Origin of the sequence: Vibrio sp. McD22-P3, from assembly GCF_021568915.1 — a bacterium.
Lineage (GTDB): Bacteria > Pseudomonadota > Gammaproteobacteria > Enterobacterales > Vibrionaceae > Vibrio > Vibrio mediterranei.
This window is the reverse complement of sequence record NZ_JAKGTN010000026.1, coordinates 50,881-71,663: the sequence shown is the minus strand read 5'-3', so window position 1 is coordinate 71,663 and position 20,783 is coordinate 50,881. Positions and strand designations below refer to the sequence as shown.

At 44.8% G+C, this 20,783-nt stretch carries 17 protein-coding genes; 10 read left to right on the top strand and 7 right to left on the bottom strand.

Features of this window, described 5'->3' with window-relative positions; translation table 11 throughout:
• Positions 1-942 carry an LpxL/LpxP family Kdo(2)-lipid IV(A) lauroyl/palmitoleoyl acyltransferase gene (gene lpxL / locus L2W36_RS23675; RefSeq protein ID WP_006075425.1) on the top strand — a complete coding sequence of 314 codons (942 nt, stop codon included), beginning with the start codon at positions 1-3 and terminating at the stop codon, positions 940-942.
• Between the two features lie 12 nt (positions 943-954).
• On the top strand, positions 955-1,911 hold the full coding sequence (gene lpxM / locus L2W36_RS23670) for a lauroyl-Kdo(2)-lipid IV(A) myristoyltransferase (RefSeq protein ID WP_236111760.1): 957 nt from the start codon (positions 955-957) through the stop codon (positions 1,909-1,911).
• 71 nt (positions 1,912-1,982) lie between these two features.
• Here the strand turns inward: lpxM and mutM are convergent, their stop codons facing one another.
• The 3 genes from mutM to L2W36_RS23655 are packed head-to-tail and all read right to left on the bottom strand — an operon-like array spanning position 1,983 to position 3,813.
• Positions 1,983-2,792 (bottom strand): bifunctional DNA-formamidopyrimidine glycosylase/DNA-(apurinic or apyrimidinic site) lyase, encoded by an 810-nt coding sequence (gene mutM, locus L2W36_RS23665; protein ID WP_236111759.1) that lies wholly within the window; start codon positions 2,790-2,792, stop codon positions 1,983-1,985.
• Positions 2,793-2,801: 9 nt separating this feature from the next.
• Entirely contained in the window at positions 2,802-3,308 is a 507-nt protein-coding gene (locus L2W36_RS23660) for a hypothetical protein (protein WP_236111758.1), read from the bottom strand.
• Between the two features lies 1 nt (position 3,309).
• The gene (locus tag L2W36_RS23655) at positions 3,310-3,813 is read right to left on the bottom strand and encodes an FxsA family protein (RefSeq protein ID WP_031493359.1); all 504 of its coding nucleotides are present in this window, start codon (positions 3,811-3,813) and stop codon (positions 3,310-3,312) included.
• Positions 3,814-4,165: 352 nt separating this feature from the next.
• Here L2W36_RS23655 and aspA point away from each other — a divergent pair, with 352 nt between their 5' ends.
• The 6 genes from aspA (at position 4,166) to L2W36_RS23625 (ending at position 12,081) form a co-directional block, all read left to right on the top strand.
• On the top strand, positions 4,166-5,617 hold the full coding sequence (aspA, locus tag L2W36_RS23650; protein WP_006075419.1) for an aspartate ammonia-lyase: 1,452 nt from the start codon (positions 4,166-4,168) through the stop codon (positions 5,615-5,617).
• Positions 5,618-5,765: 148 nt separating this feature from the next.
• Positions 5,766-7,076 (top strand): anaerobic C4-dicarboxylate transporter, encoded by a 1,311-nt coding sequence (locus L2W36_RS23645; protein ID WP_038223846.1) that lies wholly within the window; start codon positions 5,766-5,768, stop codon positions 7,074-7,076.
• 137 nt (positions 7,077-7,213) lie between these two features.
• Positions 7,214-9,031, top strand: a complete 1,818-nt coding sequence (locus L2W36_RS23640; protein WP_236111757.1) for a protein-disulfide reductase DsbD — start codon at positions 7,214-7,216, stop codon at positions 9,029-9,031.
• Between the two features lie 109 nt (positions 9,032-9,140).
• A complete protein-coding gene (locus L2W36_RS23635) occupies positions 9,141-9,776 on the top strand; it encodes a response regulator transcription factor (protein ID WP_236111756.1) in 636 nt (211 codons plus the stop codon).
• Between the two features lie 323 nt (positions 9,777-10,099).
• Positions 10,100-10,366, top strand: coding sequence for a DUF4212 domain-containing protein (locus L2W36_RS23630; RefSeq protein ID WP_006075415.1), 267 nt, complete (start codon positions 10,100-10,102; stop codon positions 10,364-10,366).
• 11 nt (positions 10,367-10,377) lie between these two features.
• Positions 10,378-12,081, top strand: a complete 1,704-nt coding sequence (locus L2W36_RS23625; RefSeq protein WP_006075414.1) for a sodium:solute symporter family protein — start codon at positions 10,378-10,380, stop codon at positions 12,079-12,081.
• A gap of 68 nt (positions 12,082-12,149) precedes the next feature.
• On the opposite strand, the gene L2W36_RS23620 is transcribed toward L2W36_RS23625, so the two are convergent.
• From L2W36_RS23620 to L2W36_RS23605, 4 genes are all read right to left on the bottom strand, one after another.
• Complete coding sequence (locus L2W36_RS23620; protein ID WP_236111755.1) at positions 12,150-12,485, bottom strand: DUF3316 domain-containing protein; 336 nt, start codon at positions 12,483-12,485, stop codon at positions 12,150-12,152.
• Between the two features lie 253 nt (positions 12,486-12,738).
• Positions 12,739-13,071: a DUF3316 domain-containing protein gene (locus L2W36_RS23615; protein ID WP_236111754.1), complete on the bottom strand. Its 333-nt coding sequence runs from the start codon at positions 13,069-13,071 to the stop codon at positions 12,739-12,741.
• A gap of 161 nt (positions 13,072-13,232) precedes the next feature.
• Entirely contained in the window at positions 13,233-16,658 is a 3,426-nt protein-coding gene (locus L2W36_RS23610; protein ID WP_236111753.1) for a hybrid sensor histidine kinase/response regulator, read from the bottom strand.
• 71 nt (positions 16,659-16,729) lie between these two features.
• Positions 16,730-17,917 (bottom strand): 3-phenylpropionate MFS transporter, encoded by a 1,188-nt coding sequence (locus L2W36_RS23605; protein ID WP_236111752.1) that lies wholly within the window; start codon positions 17,915-17,917, stop codon positions 16,730-16,732.
• A gap of 232 nt (positions 17,918-18,149) precedes the next feature.
• On the opposite strand from L2W36_RS23605, the gene L2W36_RS23600 reads away from it, so the two are divergent.
• The gene (locus tag L2W36_RS23600; RefSeq protein WP_236111751.1) at positions 18,150-19,976 is read left to right on the top strand and encodes a putative nucleotidyltransferase substrate binding domain-containing protein; all 1,827 of its coding nucleotides are present in this window, start codon (positions 18,150-18,152) and stop codon (positions 19,974-19,976) included.
• A gap of 23 nt (positions 19,977-19,999) precedes the next feature.
• Positions 20,000-20,626, top strand: a complete 627-nt coding sequence (locus L2W36_RS23595; protein ID WP_038222766.1) for a 3'-5' exonuclease — start codon at positions 20,000-20,002, stop codon at positions 20,624-20,626.
• The last annotated feature ends 157 nt before the right edge of the window (positions 20,627-20,783 follow it).

Sequence of the window (20,783 nt, the reverse complement as noted above, 5' to 3'; positions counted from 1 at the left end):
ATGAAAACAGATAAAAAGCCAGACTTTACCTTGTCGTTACTTCACCCTAAATATTGGGGAGTATGGTTCGGGTTTGGTCTACTCGCACTGATTGTAAATTTGCTTCCTTATTCACTCCTCTTCAAGTTAGGCCGAGGTTTGGGCAAATTTGGGATGCGTTTTGGTGGTAAACGAGCCAAGATAGCCAAACGCAATTTAGAGCTCGCCTTCCCTGAAAAAACACCGCAAGAGCATGATGCCTTTATAGAAGAGAACTTCAAGAATTCAGGTATGGCTTTGATTGAAACAGGGATTACCTGGTTTTGGCCAACATGGCGCTTCAAGCGTATTTTGGTTGCAAAAGATATCAGTGCGCTCGAAAAACATGAATCAGAAGGTAAAGGTGTACTGTTGTGCTGTGTGCATGCATTAAACCTCGAAATTACCGCTCGAGCTTTTGCAGTGTTAGGGCTTCCCGGTTATGGTGCTTATCGTCCTCATAGCAACCCTGCTTATGAGTTCATCCAATATAGAGGCAGAACCCGAAATGGCAATAAATTGATCTATCGTACAGACCTCAAATCGATGATCCGCGTAATGCGTCAAGGTCACCGCTTGTTCTATTTACCAGATCAAGACTATGGCCACAATAAGAGCGTTTTTGTACCTTTCTTCGCCGTAAAAGAAACTTGTACAACAACAGGTACTAGTATTTTGGCTTATACAAGCAAATGCGCTATTGTTCCTGGCTCTGGATTTAGGAACGAAAGGTGCAAATATGAAATCATCGCAAATCAATCCATTGAAGATGAATACCCGAAGAAAGATGAAGTTGCCGCGGCTGCCCTGATGAACCAATATGTCGAGCAAATTATCCTAAGAGCTCCAGAACAGTGGCTGTGGATGCACAAACGATTCAAATCTGTGCCAGATGAAACTCAAACTAACTCACGCTATCTTTAACTGTTAAGCCTTATGAGTAATCAAGAAAATATAGATAAAAACCTCTATAACCCTACTTTCCAATGGGCATTCTTACACCCAAAGCACTGGGGAACTTGGCTCGGTATTCTCTTTGCTGTTTTACTGGCTTTTGTACCCGCTAAACCACGCGATAAATTTGCCCGCTACATCTCTGGTATTATCGTTGGCAAAAATGGTCGTGTAGTCAGGCGTACTCGCCTCAATCTACAAAAGTGTTTTCCAGAAAAGTCCGAGCAAGAGATCCAGCATATTGTCGAAGAGACGTTTGCTAAAGCAGGTCAATACTTGTTAGGGTATTCAGAGTTTTTGATTCGCTCAACTAAACACAACCAGCAGCGTGGCGTTATGATCGGTGAAGAAAATCTGATGCCTTTATTAGATGCTGGTGACAATGTGATTATCTTAGCACCACACGCATGGGCTGTTGATTACCCGGCGGTGATGCTCGCTGCGCAAGGTTACAAAGTCGCAACGATCATGAAGCCACAAAACAACCCTATTGGTGACTGGCTGATGCATGTTCAGCGTATGCAATATGGTGGTCGTATCTTTGCTCGTAGTGCTGGAGTGAAACCATTCGTGCGCTCTATTAAAGATGGGTATATCGGATATTGGCTGCCTGATGAGGACCATGGCCCACAAAACTCAGTATTTGTGCCTTTCTTTGCCACAGAAAAAGCCACATTAAAAGGCTTTGGCAAAATGTCTCGATTATCGCGAGCAAAAGTAGTGCCCGTCCTGCCTGCCTATAACGACAAAACCAGCAAATACGAAGTGCATATTCTGCCTGCTATCGATAACTTCCCTACGGGTGATGAAGAGCAAGATGCACGGGCGATGAATAAAGCGATTGAAGATTTGCTACGAGATAAACCTGAACAGTATATGTGGAACTTATACCTTCTCGAAACCCAACGTGATGGCGTTCGTATCTACGACAATATCTAGTCACCAAGCATCAATCAAAAACAAAAGCGCTTGCCTCGGCAAGCGCTTTTGTTTGAATACAAGACACAAGATTACTGCTGACAATGGGAGCAAAAAAACGTGTTTCTCTGCCCGATTTTCATTTGTTCTATTGGTTCTCCGCACTGATGGCAAGGTTCGTTAGCTCGTCCATAGACTTGCAACTCTTGAGCAAAGTATCCTGGCTTACCATCCGATTGAGAAAAATCTTTTAACGTCGTACCACCTTCAGTGATCGCTTGTGCTAAAACACGCTTTATTTCTGAAACGAGTAACTGCCACTGAGTCAAAGTCACTTTATAAGCAGGTGTTGTTGGGTGTATTCCAGCGCTAAACAATGACTCACAAGCGTAGATATTGCCTACCCCCACAACATTGGCATTGTTCATAATGAAGGTTTTTACCGCCACACGTTTGTTTCTTGCTTTCTCCGACATCCAATCGGCACAAAACTCTTCAGTCAATGGCTCAGGACCACAGTTCGCTAGGAGTTCATGAGATTCTCCAGGCGCACACCAAAGCCAAGCTCCAAAGCGACGTGGATCGTTGTAACGCATCACTTTACCGTTACTCAAAACCAAATCAACATGATCGTGTTTCTCCGCTTCAGGTGGGTTCTCAAGAACACGTAAACTTCCCGACATACCAAGGTGAACAATTGCTGTTCCTTTGTCAGTGTCTATCAGCAAATATTTAGCTCTACGACGAATCGACGTGATCGCTTGCCCATGTAACTGATGAATTTCCTGTGGGATCAACCAGCGCAATTGTCTTTGGCGTACCACAATTTCTTTAATGGTCTCATCCAATAAGTGTGGACTGATCCCAAGACGAGACACTTCTACTTCAGGTAACTCTGGCATAAGAGCCCTTTATTGATTGGATTCGGTAGGTATTAGACTACTGGCTTCAAAGCTGACTGCAACCCAATTTTCATCGTAGGTATTCAGCAGCCAGAATTTTTCAAGCTGATAGGCCGTTATACGTTGAGGCTCTTCTTTCTCTTGATACCACACCTCGACCGTCATTGGGTTTTCCAATACAGGTTTTAGTTTGGCGTAGGTCTTCTCATCCACAGGAGTCCCCTGAATGGCTCGCCAACGCTGAATGACACTAGCTGCGTCTGACGTCCATTTTTCAGGAATGGCATGCCAAGTCTCGTCATCAAGATAAAACTGTATGCCTGCGTAGTTGATTTCAATTGGACTGGCATTTGGATCTAGCACCAACCCAGTTAAAACCTGAGGCTCGACATCTTGCTCAATAAGATACTGCTTAATGAGATTTGGCGCCGCCATCAACAACATAAACGCCGAGATGGCGATAATTAATATGTTGTTCCAACGACGCTTGGAGAGCTTGAAACGTTTGAATATCACGTTAGTTTAACTTATTACGATCATCGTCATCCTTACGCTCGTATTCACCTTCAAAAGTATTGCCATCTTGGTGCTTGTCGAAAGGATTTTGTTGGAAAGGATCATGACCTTGGAAGCCGCCTTGGTGAAACCCTCCGTTAGACATGGTTTTCACTACCATTTTACTCATCAAATATTTCGCTATCGCCGCACGCGGTGCCGGTAATAGGACTAACATGCCAAGTGCATCTGTCATAAAGCCAGGGGTAAGCAATAGGACACCCGATACCGCTAGCATGACACCTTCAACAATTTGTTGTGCAGGCATTTCACCTTGCTGAAGTCGCGTTTGCACCGACATTAGCGTTTGCAAACCTTGGCTTCTTACTAAAGACGCACCCACAAAAGCCGTTAGTAAAACTAACCCGATTGTTGGCCACAATCCTAGGAAACCACCGACTTGAATAAACAACCCAATTTCGATAATTGGTACAAAAATAAACAGTAATAATAATATCGGAAACACAACGTCCTCCTTGGTTTGATGTCAGTTTACGCTGACCTAGAACCAAACCACAAATAAAATGCTCAGTTTCACCTACCTAAAGCACAGATTTAGTTTTACAAAGTATAAATTTGAACAATAAATTCATGAATTTTTTTGATGGTTATCGCATCTCCGACTCGTTACGCAACGTTGTGCAAACTTTCGGTGAAAAAGGTGATCTGGATACTATTTTTATGTGCTACTTTGAGTAATATGTACCCCATAAGTCAGGACGTAATAACTAGCCAATTATTCTGGCGAATGGATTCTTAAAACAGATTTGGCAAATATACTGTAATCAACGCAGAACAATAATCTAAGGATCCAAAATATGGCTACAACCACACACGCTAATCCTGTAGCAACTCAAGCCACTCGTATTGAAGAAGATCTATTAGGCCAACGTCATGTCCCGGCGGATGCTTATTATGGCATTCACACGCTGCGCGCTATCGAAAACTTTAATATCTCCAACGTTACCATTTCTGATGTACCCGACTTTGTTCGCGGTATGGTAATGACCAAGAAAGCAGCCGCATTAGCCAACAGAGAACTAGGCGTCATTCCAAAAGACATCGCGCAATTCATCATTCAAGCATGTGATGTTATTTTGGAAACTGGCAAGTGCATGGACCAATTCCCATCTGACGTGTTCCAAGGCGGCGCAGGCACTTCTGTCAACATGAACACCAACGAAGTCATTGCTAACGTTGCGCTAGAGCTGATGGGTAAAGAAAAGGGTCAATATGAGTTCATCAACCCTAATGACCATGTAAATAAGAGCCAGTCTACCAACTGTGCGTACCCAACAGGGTTCCGCATCGCGGTTTACAACAGTGTTCGTAAACTCATTGATGCTATCGAGTATCTAAAAGGTTCATTTGAAGACAAGAGCCAAGAGTTCTCTACGATTCTAAAAATGGGCCGTACCCAGCTACAAGATGCCGTTCCTATGACTGTGGGCCAAGAATTCCATGCTTGGGCCGTCACTTTGAACGAAGAAATTCGTAACCTAGACTACACCTCTAAGTTACTGCTTGAAGTAAACCTAGGCGCAACAGCCATCGGTACAGGCCTAAACGCTGCTGAAGGTTATCAAGAGTTAGCCGTTAAACACCTAACTGAAGTCACAGGACTAGAATGTGTTCCAGCTGAAGATTTGATTGAAGCAACGTCAGACTGTGGCGCTTACGTAATGACACACGGCGCTCTAAAACGCTTGGCGGTTAAGCTATCTAAGATCTGTAATGATCTTCGTTTGTTGTCTTCAGGCCCACGTACAGGCTTGAACGAGCTGAACCTACCTGAGCTTCAAGCTGGTTCATCCATTATGCCAGCTAAGGTAAACCCTGTAGTGCCTGAGGTGGTTAACCAAGTGTGCTTCAAAGTACTTGGTAATGACAACACTATCTCATTTGCAGCAGAGGGTGGACAGCTTCAGCTTAACGTGATGGAGCCAGTCATTGCACAAAGCATGTTTGAGTCTCTCGATATTCTGAAGAATGCCTGCATTAACCTTCGTGATAAATGTGTAGATGGCATCACCGTTAATAAAGAAATCTGTGAGGGCTATGTCTTTAACTCTATTGGTATTGTGACTTACCTAAACCCTTATATTGGTCACCACGAAGGCGACATTGTGGGTAAGATTTGTGCTGAAACTGGTAAGAGTGTTCGTGAAGTAGTGCTTGAGAGAGGGTTACTTTCAGAAGAAGAGCTCGATGACATCTTCTCAGTAGACAATCTGATGAAACCTCAGTATAAAGCGAAACGCTACGAGTAATACTGCAGTTGAGGCTCTCCTTTTGGGGAGCCTTTTTAGTTGTTACTTTGCCAAATTAAAGACTTTATAAAATTCAAATAACACGACATAAACAAATATCTTCCGTCATTTACACAAATGACCCAAAGATATAATGCGAGGAATTGCTATGGTTGCTATAGAACTGGCCGTCGTACTGCTATTTATCTATTTAGGTGCACGTATAGGCGGTATTGGAATTGGTTTAGCGGGTGGTGCGGGTGTTATTGCCCTATCTTTAGTCTTAGGCGTACCGACAAGCCAAGCTTACATCCCGGTGGATGTTATTCTAATTATCATGTCGGTCATTACTGCGATTGCCGCAATGCAAGTTGCTGGTGGCATGGACTGGTTAGTACAAGTTGCTGAAGATTTTCTTCGCAAACATCCAGAAAGGATTACCTTTTACGCTCCAATTGTAACTTTCTTGATGACACTCATGGCTGGTACAGGTCATACCGCGTTCTCTACACTACCTGTAATTGCCGAAGTGGCAAAAGGTCAGGGCGTTCGTCCATCTCGCCCGCTTTCAATCGCCGTTGTCGCTTCCCAAATCGCGATTACAGCGTCTCCAATCTCAGCCGCAGTTGTCGCTTTTGCAGCTATGCTAGCGCCAATGGGCGTTGATTACTTAACACTTCTTGCGGTTTGTATCCCAACCACCTTTATCGCTTGTATGGTCGGTGCGTTTGTTGCCAACTTTATGGGTAGTGAGCTTAAAGATGATCCGGTTTATCAAGAGCGCTTGGCTCAAGGTCTTATCAAACTAAACACTGCTCAAAAACGTGAGATCCTACCGACAGCGAAGAAAGCAACCTACATCTTCCTAGGTGCGATTGCCTTCGTTGTTTGTTACGCAGCGGCTATCTCCGGCTCTATTGGTTTGATTGAAGACCCTGCACTTGGACGTAACGAAGCAATTATGACGGTAATGTTAGCAGCGGCAGCAATCATCACGCTAACCACTAAGATCGATGCGTCTAAAATTCCTTCAGCAGCCACCTTCCGCTCGGGCATGACAGCATGTGTGTGCGTACTAGGTGTTGCATGGTTAGGCTCAACATTCGTTAACGCACATGTGGACGGCATCAAAGAGTTTGCAGGCGCGCTACTTGCTGACTACCCATGGATGCTAGCCCTAGTACTGTTCTTTGCTTCTATGCTGCTTTATTCTCAAGGCGCAACGACAGTTGCACTTATGCCAGCAGCATTAGCGATTGGAGTTGCTCCTCTCACAGCTGTTGCCTCATTTGCAGCGGTTAGTGCACTATTCGTTCTTCCAACGTACCCAACCTTATTGGCGGCGGTAGAAATGGATGACACAGGTTCAACGAGAATCGGTAATCTAGTCTTTAACCACCCATTCTTCATTCCTGGTGTTGCAACTATCGCAACAGCAGTCGCACTAGGCTTTGCCTTTGGCGGCATTTTGATTGGCTAACCTTAGGCTATTCTAGAAAATGAGAGCTGCGTTGATACGCGGCTCTTTTTTTGTCTGAGTTGAAACAAAACAGCCTATCTTCCTGTCCTAAGTTAATATAACCTCAACTTATTCACGATCGCGTTTACTTGGCTTGTATGTACCGAATATTGTCTCCGTTCATCTTACTTTTCGCTATTGCCGTCTCTACCCCGAGCTGGGCGCTATTTGGCAACTCCAATAATGCACCAGCTTTCGCTCCAAATACCGCCAATACTTTTGTCCCAGTTGATGAAGCTTTCCCTATGAACTTCTACCAACAAGGTAATAAAGTGTTCATCGATTGGCAGGTCAAAGAGGACTATTACCTCTATCAAGAGCGCATTGCAATCAGTGGTGAAAATGTCGCTATTGGCAGCATCAAGATGGAAGACGGAACACCGTATAAAGATGAATTTTTTGGTGACGTCAATATCTACACAGAACCCCTTTTTGTCGAAGTACCATTGAGTCAATATCAGACTGGAGCCAAGCTCATTGTGCAGTACCAAGGCTGTGCAAAAGCAGGCTTCTGTTATCCACCAGAAACACGTGTCATAGACATCAGTCCATTCGACTTTGACAGTGCAACTCCTCTCGATAACGCGAATGTCGTTAAAACAACAGCTGCGGATACTGCTAACGCCACACCATCGAAAACTCGAGATAGTGAACTGACTGATAAACTGGCTCAAAACTGGTGGACACCTGCGTTATTTTTACTATTGGGCATAGGGCTCGCATTCACGCCTTGTGTGCTACCTATGTACCCTATCCTAACCAGCATTGTATTGGGCGGTGGTAAACGCAGCCATAAACAAGCACTGGTATTATCCCTAGTATATGTACAAGGTATGGCGTTAACTTACACACTACTGGGACTAGTCGTCGCCTCTGCTGGTATGCAGTTTCAAGCCGCGATGCAGCATCCGTATGTGTTAATCGGCCTCAGTACTTTGTTTGTCGCGCTATCATTATCTATGTTTGGTTTGTATACCCTACAGCTCCCAAGCGGACTGCAAACTTGGCTCAATAATCTCAGCAATAAACAGCAAGGTGGCAACTTATTTGGTGTTTTCGCCATGGGAGCTATCTCAGGTTTAGTCTGTTCTCCTTGTACTACAGCTCCGTTATCAGGAGCGTTGTTGTATGTAGCACAAAGTGGAGATTTACTGACTGGCGGTATCGCGCTTTATGCTCTTGCCCTAGGTATGGGTATCCCTCTTATGGCTGCCGCGGTATTTGGAAATAAACTGCTGCCTAAAGCGGGTAATTGGATGGAACGAGTTAAAATACTGTTTGGTTTTGTCTTACTCGCAGCGCCAATCTTTCTACTTGAAAGACTACTGCCTGAGTTTTGGAGTACCGTGCTTTGGTCAGTACTGGGCATCTCTGCCTTTGGTTGGCTTTATCATCAGAAAAACGCACTGCCCTTCGGCGGTTGGAAACAAAGCTGTGTTGGGATACTGGCCATCCTAGGTTTATTTGCTTCAGCACAACCTTTGCTGAACCATTGGTTTGGCTCCACCAGCAATAATGTAAGCAGCGAAGTCACTGTCAGTTTCATCCAGATTAATAATGTGCAAGAGCTCAATGCGGAACTCGCCAAAGCAAAACAAGCCGGAAAACCCGTTATGCTGGACTTCTATGCCGACTGGTGTGTGGCGTGTAAAGAGTTCGAGAAGTACACCTTCCATGATGCCTCGGTTGAGCCCGTGTTGTCTCAGTTTGTGTTACTTCAAGCCGACGTCACTAAAAACCAACCTCAAGATATTGAGTTGCTTAAACAGATGGATGTGCTTGGACTCCCTACGATTGAATTTTGGGATGCAAAAGGCAATGCGGTGTCCAGCGCTCGTCTTACAGGCTTTGTTCCTGCTGAAGATTTTTTGCAACATCTTCGTAAAAACCAGCTGATTGATACTTTGAGCCCATGATAGACAATAAAAATTCGATTCTCATCAGAGTTTTGCATTGATTCATTTGTTCAAAGAGCAGTCTGAATTAATAATATAAATTAACACTTTCGTAAAAAGTTGAGATGTTATGGAACCCAGCTACACCATTATTATCGCTGATGATCACCCACTCTTTAGGAATGCACTTTTCCAATCAGTGCACATGGCGATAAGTGGTGCCAATCTACTAGAAGCTGATTCCTTGGATTCGCTACTTGGATTGCTTGCCAAGAATGATGAACCAGATTTGATCTTGCTTGATCTTAAAATGCCAGGAGCCAATGGCATGTCCGGACTGATTCACCTACGAGCTGACTATCCGGATATTCCGGTCGTCGTTATCTCTGCTAGTGAAGAGCCCAGTATCGTGTCTCAAGCTAAAACGCATGGCGCTTTTGGTTTTATTCCTAAATCCAGTGACATGCGTGAACTGATTAATGCTTTGAATCAGGTGTTGAACGGAGAACCTTATTTCCCTGCTGAGCTTTTGATTGATAGAGCTGAGAACAACGACCTTGCGGAAAAGCTGGCGACACTTACTCCACAACAATACAAAGTATTAGGCATGTTGTCTGATGGTTTACTGAACAAGCAAATTGCTTATGATTTGAATGTCTCTGAAGCTACAATCAAAGCACATATGACGGCGATATTTAGAAAACTTGGTGTAAAGAATCGTACTCAAGCGGTGATTCTATTGCAGCAAATGGAATCCGACAGCTAGCTCTTTCCGCTCCTCAACTCGCTTCACTACTCCCTTTAGAGCTAGTTACTATGCGCTCTGAAGGGGGGTTCATGCAATATTTGCAATAAATTCCTACCTCATTCAACTACTTTTATTTCCAATCTTATCGATAAACGTTAGACCTTTGGCTAATTTAACATCAAATTAACATCACACTTTTCATACCGAAATTCAGCAACGCTTTGTTTTGTATATGCTTAATCATTTTCTTCTGTCGACTAAAGTTGCACTGAGTTATCGCCTTTAGCCTGCTACCTTATAAAACGTAACAATACGTTAACACCACACAAAAGGAGAAGGCCATGGCGTTCGAATCATCAGAACAAGCTCAAGCCTATTGGAAGGAAAATCTAGGAATCATGGGATCCCTATTAGCCGTTTGGTTCATCGTATCTTACGGCGCAGGAATCCTATTTGTTGACGCACTTAACGCTATTCAGTTTGGCGGATTTAAACTGGGCTTCTGGTTTGCACAACAAGGTTCAATCTACACCTTTGTTGCACTGATTTTTGTTTATGTCGCTCGCATGAACGCTCTCGACAAGAAATATAACGTACAGGAAGACTAAGAGGCACACTAATGGATATTCAAACTTGGACGTTTATTCTTGTTGGTATTACCTTCGCGCTCTATATCGGTATCGCGATTTGGGCACGCGCAGGTTCAACAAGTGAATTTTATGTCGCTGGCGGTGGTGTTCACCCTGTAGCTAACGGTATGGCTACGGCAGCTGACTGGATGTCGGCAGCATCATTTATCTCAATGGCAGGTATTATCTCATTCATCGGTTACGATGGTGCGGTGTATCTAATGGGTTGGACAGGTGGTTATGTTCTACTTGCTCTATGTCTAGCACCATACCTACGTAAGTTCGGTAAATTTACCGTGCCTGACTTTATCGGTGATCGTTACTACTCTAAAACGGCACGTATGGTAGCAGTATTCTGCGCAATTTTCGTTTCTTTCACTTACGTGGCAGGACAGATGCGTGGCGTTGGTGTTGTATTCTCACGCTTTTTAGAAGTAGACATTAACCTTGGTATCGTTATCGGTATGGCGATCGTCTTCTTCTACGCGGTAATGGGTGGGATGAAAGGCATCACGTATACTCAGGTGGCGCAATACTGTGTGTTAATCTTTGCATTCTTAGTACCAGCCGTATTTACTTCACTCATGATGACAGGCTCAGTCTTCCCACAAGTGGGTTTTGGCTCAACTATCTCGGGCTCTGAAACCTACTTACTTGATAAACTTGATGGCTTGACTCAAGAGCTTGGCTTTACCGCCTATACCGATGGCTCGAAGAGTATGGTCGACGTCTTCTTTATCTGTGCAGCTCTAATGGTCGGTACTGCGGGTCTACCTCACGTTATTATTCGCTTTTTCACAGTACCTCGCGTAAAAGATGCACGTATCTCAGCAGGTTGGGCACTTGTCTTTATCTCGCTACTTTATACCACTGCGCCTGCAGTAGCAGCCTTCGCTCGCGTTAACATGATTGACACGATCAACGGTCCAGACATGAAAGGTGTCGCAGCAGCTGAAGCACCAAGCTGGTACAAAAACTGGGAAAGCACTGGTCTAGTAGGTTGGGAAGATAAGAACGGTGACGGCAGAATGTTCTACTCAGGCGATGAACGCAATGAGATGAAGATTAACCGTGACATCATCGTATTGGCTTCTCCAGAGCTTGCTCAATTACCAAACTGGGTAGTTGCATTGCTGGCTGCTGGTGGTCTTGCCGCCGCACTTTCTACCGCAGCAGGTCTACTGCTTGTTATCTCAACGGCCGTCTCGCACGACTTGCTCAAGAAAGGGTTTAAGCCCGACATGACCGATAAGCAAGAATTGATGTATGCCCGGATAGGCGCCGCACTCGCCGTAATAGGTGCAGGTTACCTAGGTATCAACCCACCAGGGTTCGTGGCTCAGGTAGTAGCGTTCGCCTTCGGCTTAGCAGCGGCTTCCTTCTTCCCTGCGATTATCTTAGGTATCTTCTATAAGAAGATGAATAAAGAAGGTGCGATCGCAGGTATGCTTTCAGGTATCTTGTTCACTGCTGCTTACATCATCTACTTCAAGTTTGTAAACCCAGCAGCAAATACACCTGATAACTGGTTATTCGGAATCAGCCCAGAAGGTATCGGTACGCTAGGTATGTGTTTGAACTTCACGGTTTCTATCATCGTTAACAAGTTCACCGCTGAAGTGCCGAAAGAAGTACAAGATATGGTTGAGTCAATCCGCTATCCGAAAGGTGCGGGTGCAGCACACGACCACTAATATAGCGCTACAACGCTAAAACTAAAAAGCCACCGCAATTGCGGTGGCTTTCTTTTTTAACGCCGAACTTATGAGCGCTCTTTATAAGAGTAATCGACATCAATTACCGCACGATACATGACGTTGCCGCTATTCTCAGCAAACTCCTCGACAGTAACTTGAGCATCTTGGACCTCTATAGAATTACGCAGAAGGTCATTTTCGTTGACACGAAGCTTATACACTAAATCGGTAGAAGGGGTAGATTTCAAATCGTTTACCATTTTGAAGCCAGCTTCATACGCTTGCTCTTTAGTGTTAAAACCTTCTGTACGGAAATCGGCATCACCTACCAAACTCGTAGTAGTTGCCATAGCGGTAGTAGACATAACTAATGATGCTGTAATAAATGCTAGTTTTTTCATGATTTCACCTCATTGTTTCCTTTTGGGGATATCCCCTCACCGTACATACAAATATGTTGGTGTTAAGCCAAGTACTTCAACGGACTCCAACTTACTTACGGTGCATACTTACTAAAAGTTAAGCAACCCAACAGTAGTGACAATACAACGTAAAATGATGTGTATTATCATTAGCAAAATAGTTTGCTGCTATATTACGGTCAGATAACCAATTCAGATTAACGCATCTCGATATATAAAGACCGTCGTGATATTAACTATCTTTCGCGTCATATTGATAATTTACGTCAACAATAGCACGGTATTTAATAACACCTTGTTTTTCCGCAAATTCCTGAACCACAATTTCTGTGTTATTTAGTTCAATACTATTAAATTCCGTATCATGGCCATTAAGTTTTAACTCGTGAGCAAGTTCGCCATGTGGCATTGCTTTCAGGTCCTTTACTAGATCGTACCCAGCTTCATAAGCTTGTTGCTTCGAGTCGAAAGCTGATGTCCTAATTTCCGTATTACCTAAGTCGCTTCCTGCGAACACACTTCCAGAAACTAAAACTAATGATGTGATGGTTAGTAGTTTTTTCATGTATTCACCTTTTTATTGTTGGCTGACTCTCTGTGAGTGGTGTCTAGATTACCGAGTCATTTGTAAAGAGTCTGTCAACGAAGGTAAAGACAACAACATATTTAGTAAAGACATAGAAAAAGAGAAAACATAACCATAACAATTACATTTTCTCTAACATTTTATTGACTTAATATAGCTCTCAACTTTAATGGCTTAACAGGTTTAGCAATAAACTTGAAGCCATTCGACTTAATGCCTTCAAGCATAGAGTCCGTTCTGTCGGCACTAATAATAACGCCATTAAATGAATCACCAATACGTAACCTAAACTGTTGAAGCACTTCCAGCCCAGTACGTCCATTGTCTAACCGGTAATCCGATAGAATGACATCAGGCTCCCACCCCTCTTCTAAGTGCTTAAGACTCGCAACCAGATCCAATGCGGTACGAACATCACAACCCCACCGAGCTAGTAAGGTTTGCATCCCGACTAAAATGTCGGGTTCGTTATCCACGCATAGCACTTTGAGATGACTTAGCCCCGCATCTGGCGCCACTTTGGCTTTGTCGGCAGCAGGAGCCACTTCAGTCGCCACATCCAGAGTTATCGAGAAGACGCTTCCTCTATCCGGCCACGAGCGCATCGATATCTGGTGATTAAGCACTCTTGCAATACCACGTGATATCGCAAGCCCTAGCCCAAGGCCTTGATCCGCGCGTGCTTGATCTACCCGAGTAAACTCATTAAAGATCTCTTTTTGCTTGTCTTCAGGAATACCAATGCCATCGTCCCAGACATCAATTCTTACTCGCCCGTTAACTCTTCTTGCACCTAACAGCACCTTACCTTCTGGGTTATAACGAAACGCATTAGTGAGGAAGTTCTGTAACACGCGGCGCAGCAATTTTGGATCAGACTTTACAATGAGCGATGAAGAGACAACCGAGAAATCAATCTGTTGACCGATAGAGATAGCACTAAATTCCGCTTTCAGGTTGTTAAAGACTTCCGACAATTGAAACCCGCGCACGTTAGTCTGCAACTTCCCAGACTCAAGGCGTGAAATATCCAGCAAATCGCCAATCAACTCCTCTGCGGCTCCCAATGCACTCTCGATATGAGAAGAGAGTTGGCGTGTTTCATCATCCTTGCTTGCCTCCGATAAAGAAGAGGCAAATAAACGAGCTGCATTTAGCGGCTGCATTAAGTCATGGCTCACCGCAGCTAGAAAACGCATTTTTGATTGCGATTCCGATTCCGACTTTTTGGTGGCAAACACCAATCGTTTGTTGAGCTGTTCGAGCTCTTGCGTTCGTTCAATCACCCGCTCTTCAAGCCGCTCATTCGCATCACGTAATGCACTTTCCGCTTCTCTAAATACCGTAATGTCAGTAAAGCTCATAACAAAGCCGCCGCCGGGCATAGGGTTACCTTGAACTTCGATCACGCTACCATCGGGACGCACTCGAGACGACGTATGAGGAGAGCCTTGCTCTAGATAATGGATGCGTTTGCGAACGTGCTCATTGGGATCACCTGGCCCACATAAGCCTTGTTGTGCATTGTGACGAATGACATCAGCAATGGGTCTGCCAACTTGGATTAAACCAGCAGGAAAGCTGAATAGTTCGAGGTATCGACGATTCCACGCCACCAACCTAAGCTGTTTGTCTACTACCGCTATGCCTTGTCCAATATGTTCAATTGCCCCTTGCAACAAGCCACGACTAAAGTGATAAAGCTCCGACGCTTCATCAACAATGGTCGCCACTTCCTCAAGCTGCATATTTCGTCCCTGCAAGGCCGACGTTAGCACCAGTTTGGCCGATGACGCGCCAAACACCCCGGCTAAAACACGTTCTGTATGACGAATTAGCTCTGCAGAAGCTTGCTGATTGGGTAAAGGCTGCTTTTCCTGCTGCTTCCAAAACTGTCGAAATGCACTTCTGACTCTGGTTCTGCCAACAAACCGAGAAGCAAGCATCTCCAGTTCAGCCACTGTGACTCGGCTTTGATATAAGCTGAGATTCTCACTTTCAGGAAGTGGCGTACCAACAAACGAAGCCGATTGCAGTCTTTCTGTTAGGCTTGAACGAGTGGCCAGTGAAATTACTACAAAGCAAATAGCATTCAACACGACGCTAATTAGCATGCCCCAGTCAGAGCTTTCAATATGTAGAGATGAGAGAATGTCAGGCGGCGTAATCACTCGTAAAAGTAGGTTATTGGTCGCATCGCCAGCTAAAAGCCCAGTTTCACTCATCAGGGTGATCAGCCAAATTGCGAATCCAACAAACAGTCCGACATACACCCCTTTTCGATTACCGAGACGCCAATACATCCCCCCAATCAAAGCAGGTGCAAACTGGGTAATAGCCGAGAATGACAAAAAACCAATCGCCGATAGCGAGTGTATTGTGTCCAGCGCCTGATAAAACGCCCAAGCGCCAAACAACAGCAAGCAAATGAGTGCTCTACGAATAATAAGCAGCAGACCGGATAAATGACGGTGTGAGCGGTGCGCCAGTTTAATTCGGCGCAGTAACAATGGCATCACCAGATCATTCGACACCATGATCGCCAATGCAATGGTAGACACAATCACCATACCACTGGCGGCTGATGTGCCTCCTAAAAACGCCAATAAGGCGATATTGTTCGCCTCTGCAAACTTAGGAATACTGATGACAAAGGTATCTGGAGATGTTCCCATCAATAAGCCTTGTCCTACCCAAGCAATTGGCAACACAAATATCCCCATCAGGACCAAATACGCGGGGAACAACCACCTTGCAGTATGTAAATCTTGGGCGCGCTCATTCTCCACTACAATCGTGTGGAACTGACGCGGTAGACACACGATCGCCATCATGGTCAGGCCGGTATGAATTAGCAAGGTAGGAATATTAGGGGATTGATAGGTATTCGATGCCAGTTCACCAAGATGGATATCTGGGCGTTGCCATGCCAAGTAAAGAATGAAAAAGCCAACAACGAGGAATGCTACCAATTTGATAATTGATTCAAAAGCAACAGCCATCATCATGCCGCGATGGTGCTCGGTATTATCGATATGGCGAGTGCCGAACAGCATGGTAAAAATTGCTAGCGCACCAACAACAAACCACGAAATATGATTATCTTGATAGCCCAGTTCATCCGCTAGATTCGGTGCGACGACATCCAATCCCATCGTAATACCGCGAAGCTGTAATGCTATGTAAGGCAAGATGCCGGCTACCGCAATCAGCGTCACCACTACCGCTAAGCCTTGAGACTTGCCATATCGTGCGGCAATAAAATCCGCGATTGAAGTAATGTGTTCGCGCTTTGCTATCAAAATAAGGCGAGCAATAACACGCCAGCCTAATGTGAAGACGATAATGGGGGCGATATAAATGGGTAGAAATGCCCAAGGATTGGAGCTGGCTTGACCAACGGTTCCGTAAAAGGTCCACGAAGTACAATACACAGCAATAGATAGGCTGTACACCCAAGGTCGCCAGTTAGACAACCATTTCTTTTGTCTGTCTCCATACCACGCAATAAGAAACAAAATCCCCAAATACGCCAGTGAAACGGGGACGACTACCCATCCTTGCATGTTGTGATATCCCTTTAAATTCCTTAACTATTATTTAAAGGGCTATCACTAATTTTCACAAATGTTCAGCCTCAATTCTGTGGCTCAGGCTGAGAATTTTCGTTGATATCTCGCACACCTTTGTTTTTCGGCTCAACTTTAATAAACAGTGCGAAGAAGCCCATCGCCGCCATCCCCCAGAAAACGTTGGCTCCCCACAATTCGTAGCCCCAGCCACTGACGGCCATCATCAACGCAATAAGTGCACCTAATGGGATGGCGTTATACAGGGCCTGCAATGCCACCATCTTGTTAGCATCAGACTTTTGGATATATTGAATGGCAGCAATATGAGCGATTGCGAACGTCACACCATGCAGTAACTGGATAACGACAAGTGCCCCAACGGCGGTCGTTGAAGCCGTCAAACCCCAACGAACCATGACACCCACAGAAGAAATAACAAACAGAGTGCGTAGCGACCATCCTGCAAACCATTTCTTACTGAAAGCGAACAATAGCACTTCCGATACCACACCTAGGCTCCACAAATAGCCGATTAGGCTTTCTGGGTGCCCTGCTTCCTTCCAATAAATAGAGCTAAAGCTGTAATAAGCCGCATGGCTTCCCTGAATAAGCGCAATAAGCACCAAAAAGCGTATCACCGACCAATCTTTTAACAGTAATGTCAGCTTTGGCCTAACCGCATCATCTTCATGTTGAGAAACTGGCATAGTCGCTGGACTACGCATCACCAACAGCATCGAGAACACGAAACCCGCAATCGCGGTGTAAACAATCATATTCGCGCCAAACTGTGAGGCTAAATAACCCACCACAGAAGAACCCGCTATAAAGGCAATAGAGCCCCAAAGTCGGGTACGGCCATAATCCAACATACTGCGGTTCGCATAGTGGTTAGCCATCGCATCGGATAAAGGCACAACCGGGCCAAAGCTGAGGTTAAACAGAACTGTGACCAAGGCTAGCATCATAAAACTTGGGCCTGCTGCTAGGTGAGCAGCGACAAAAATGGTGCACGCTAACGTTGCCCAGCGTAGTGCTGGTAACAGACTTTCTGCTTTGTGAATTCGTGGGGTAATCAATAGGTTTGCAACGCAGCGAGTCGCAAAGCCTAATCCCATCAACATACCGACATCTGCTGCAGATACCCCTTGATCTTCAAACCATAACGCCCAAAAAGGCAGATAAACACCGTAGGCAAAAAAGAAACCAAATAAATATTGGGATACCCAAGCGAATGGGGATGGACTCAACATAGCAGCAACCTAAAACAACGACAGGAAAGAGAGCAAAGAGACGCTCTGAATAAGATCGCGCCCATTATGCAATGCGAAACGTTTGCAAAAAAGGGAATTGTTTATAGAAATGAATTTCCCCATATCAAAATGCCTTAAATATTACGTGGCCAACATTCGACTAAAGTCGTCTGGAGCTTGTCGTTAATTTTGCCAGACTATCAGCATAGCCACGGTTACGGAGCTCGTTTTTATGCCTGATAAATTCAATATGTCGTCACCTCCTTTCGACAGACTCACCGAACAGCAACAAAATCAGCTAAGAACAGCCTTAGATGTCGCGTACTTTCGAGATAAGGACGTCATGCTGCGTGCCGGGTCACCCAGCGACAGTTTACATATTATTATTAAAGGCTCTGTCGAAGAGCGCGATGAACACAACCAAGAAGTATTTGCCCACTATACCTATGATGATCTCTTCGACGTCCGTGCATTACTGGGCGATAGCGTGAAACACAATTATGTCGCTTTAGAGGACACCTTAGTTTACTTGTTACCTAAAGAGGTATTCTTATCTCTTTATCATAGTAACGGGCAGTTTGCGGCCTACTTTGATACCAGTTTGGCTACCCGTCAGCAGTTGATAGAAGAAGCACAGAAGCAACAAAACCTTGCTGAGTTCATATTGACCAAAGTCGACGAAGACATCTACCACCCTCCTTTAATTCTAGGGCCAGACTTAACCATTACTGACGTTACTAAGCAGCTGCTCAATCATGGTGTCGACGCCGCATTAATTGAACTGAATCTGGATACTGACACGCAGCAGCGCCACCCTAATACCCTGCCTTACGGCATAGTCACTCGCACCAATATGCTCCATGCCGTCGTGCTAGAAAACCTACCTAATACCACTCCAATCAGTGAGATTGCTACTTTTCCAGTCCACCAAGTCGACAAAGAAGAGTTCCTTTTCAATGCAATGGTGACTATGACTCGACAACGGGTAAAGCGACTAATGGTATGCGAAGGGAAGAAAGCGGTGGGCATGCTCGATATGACTCAAATCCTCAGTGCTTTCTCTACACACTCGCATGTGCTGTCACTCAGTATCGCCAGAGCCAACAATGTTGATGAGTTGGCGTTAGCATCTAATCGACAGCAGCAACTGGTAGATAGTCTCGTGACTAACGGAATCCGAACTCGATTTATGATGGAACTGGTTTCTGCTATCAACGAGCAAATCATTGAGCGCGCGTTTGAGCTTATTCTGCCACCTGCGATGCACGGTCACTGCTGTCTTATCGTCATGGGCTCAGAAGGTCGTGGAGAACAGATTCTAAAAACTGACCAAGATAACGCGCTTATCTTAGAAGATGGTATTGATTGGCCTAATAAAGACAGCGCGCTCAAGGAGTTAAACCATACACTAGCCAGGCTAGGTTACCCACTTTGCCCTGGCAATGTGATGGTCAGCAATGCTCATTGGGTCAACACCACCAGCGAATGGAAACATCGCATAGAACAACTCGTGAGTAGCGCTAATAGTGAAAGTGTCATGGAAATCGCGATTCTGGCCGACGCCAGAGCTGTCGCAGGAAACGCTGAATTGTTAACACCAGTTAAGCAACATTTGCAACAGCAGATGGAAGGTCAAGAAGCAATCCTTACCGAATTCACTCGCCCAGCCCTCAACTTTGCAGTGCCTCTGACTTTGTTTGGTAATGTTAAATCATCAAAACAAGGTGTGGATCTTAAACAAGGCGGTATCTTCCCAATAGTTCATGGGGTGCGCGCCATCAGTCTTGAGTATGGTATCAACGAAACCAACACCTTTGATCGCATCGAACAACTGGTCAGTAAGCGAGTATTGGAAACCTCCACCGCAGAAAATTTGGCCGAAGCGCTCAAGCATTTCTTTAAACTCAGACTGCAGCAGCAGCTATCTCATCACGATATTAGCAATGCCATTCAACTTAATGATTTAGAGAGACCAGAGCGAGACTTACTACGACATGGATTCCATGTCGTGAAAAAATTTAAACAGTGGCTGGGATATCACTACCAAATACGTCACTAATTTCAGCGGAGCAAGGCAGTACCATGAATATTATCTCAAGAGCCTATTGGCGCTATCATTTGCGCCACTCGCCACATCGGCACTTGTTTGCTCGCCCCAAACACAATGAGTATGTGTCCTTGGATTGTGAGACGACAAGCTTAGACCCAAGTGTGGCAGAGATTGTCACCATCGCCGCAACTAAAATTATTGATAACCGAATAATCACTAGTGACCCATTTGAAGTGCGTTTATCTGCACCCAAATCTCTAGGAGAAGACTCGGTGAAGATTCACCATATTACTCACGATGAGCTCAAACACGGCATTAGCGAAAAACAAGCGATGTCAGCACTGCTGAACTTTATTGGTAATCGACCTTTGGTAGGCTATCACATCCGTTATGATAAGAAGATTCTTGATCGCGCGGCTAAAAAACACCTTGGGTTCCCCCTACCCAATGAGCTCATTGAAGTTAGTCAGATCTACAATGATAAACTACTCAAGCTGCTTCCCAATGGTTACTTCGATCTAAGTTTGGAGGCAATCTGTCGACATTTGCAGATTCCTAATTATCACAAACATGATGCATTGGAAGACGCTAAAGCCGCCGCCATGGTCTATCTCAAGCTGACTCGAGGCTCACTTCCACCCTTTCGCCCACAGAGCTAATTATGCTAATCGGTCAGAATGCGACTTAGCTCTCATTAACGCAGGCTTGTAAGTCATTAATTTTGTTTGCCTTTCCTATACTAAGCCTAAAGTCTAATTGCTGAATACCGCAATCTAGCCGAGAGTTAATACACGATCTAGTTCAGCCCTAGTCAAA

Bases quoted from the DNA above. Each gene is read 5' to 3' on its own strand.
- lpxL (WP_006075425.1), top strand. From the start codon at position 1: ATGAAAACAGATAAAAAGCCAGACTTTACCTTGTCGTTACTTCACCCT.
- lpxM (WP_236111760.1), top strand. From the start codon at position 955: ATGAGTAATCAAGAAAATATAGATAAAAACCTCTATAACCCTACTTTC.
- mutM (WP_236111759.1), bottom strand. From the start codon at position 2,792: ATGCCAGAGTTACCTGAAGTAGAAGTGTCTCGTCTTGGGATCAGTCCA.
- aspA (WP_006075419.1), top strand. From the start codon at position 4,166: ATGGCTACAACCACACACGCTAATCCTGTAGCAACTCAAGCCACTCGT.
- L2W36_RS23645 (WP_038223846.1), top strand. From the start codon at position 5,766: ATGGTTGCTATAGAACTGGCCGTCGTACTGCTATTTATCTATTTAGGT.
- L2W36_RS23640 (WP_236111757.1), top strand. From the start codon at position 7,214: ATGTACCGAATATTGTCTCCGTTCATCTTACTTTTCGCTATTGCCGTC.
- L2W36_RS23635 (WP_236111756.1), top strand. From the start codon at position 9,141: ATGGAACCCAGCTACACCATTATTATCGCTGATGATCACCCACTCTTT.
- L2W36_RS23630 (WP_006075415.1), top strand. From the start codon at position 10,100: ATGGCGTTCGAATCATCAGAACAAGCTCAAGCCTATTGGAAGGAAAAT.
- L2W36_RS23625 (WP_006075414.1), top strand. From the start codon at position 10,378: ATGGATATTCAAACTTGGACGTTTATTCTTGTTGGTATTACCTTCGCG.
- L2W36_RS23620 (WP_236111755.1), bottom strand. From the start codon at position 12,485: ATGAAAAAACTAGCATTTATTACAGCATCATTAGTTATGTCTACTACC.
- L2W36_RS23615 (WP_236111754.1), bottom strand. From the start codon at position 13,071: ATGAAAAAACTACTAACCATCACATCATTAGTTTTAGTTTCTGGAAGT.
- L2W36_RS23610 (WP_236111753.1), bottom strand. From the start codon at position 16,658: ATGCAAGGATGGGTAGTCGTCCCCGTTTCACTGGCGTATTTGGGGATT.
- L2W36_RS23605 (WP_236111752.1), bottom strand. From the start codon at position 17,917: ATGTTGAGTCCATCCCCATTCGCTTGGGTATCCCAATATTTATTTGGT.
- L2W36_RS23600 (WP_236111751.1), top strand. From the start codon at position 18,150: ATGCCTGATAAATTCAATATGTCGTCACCTCCTTTCGACAGACTCACC.
- L2W36_RS23595 (WP_038222766.1), top strand. From the start codon at position 20,000: ATGAATATTATCTCAAGAGCCTATTGGCGCTATCATTTGCGCCACTCG.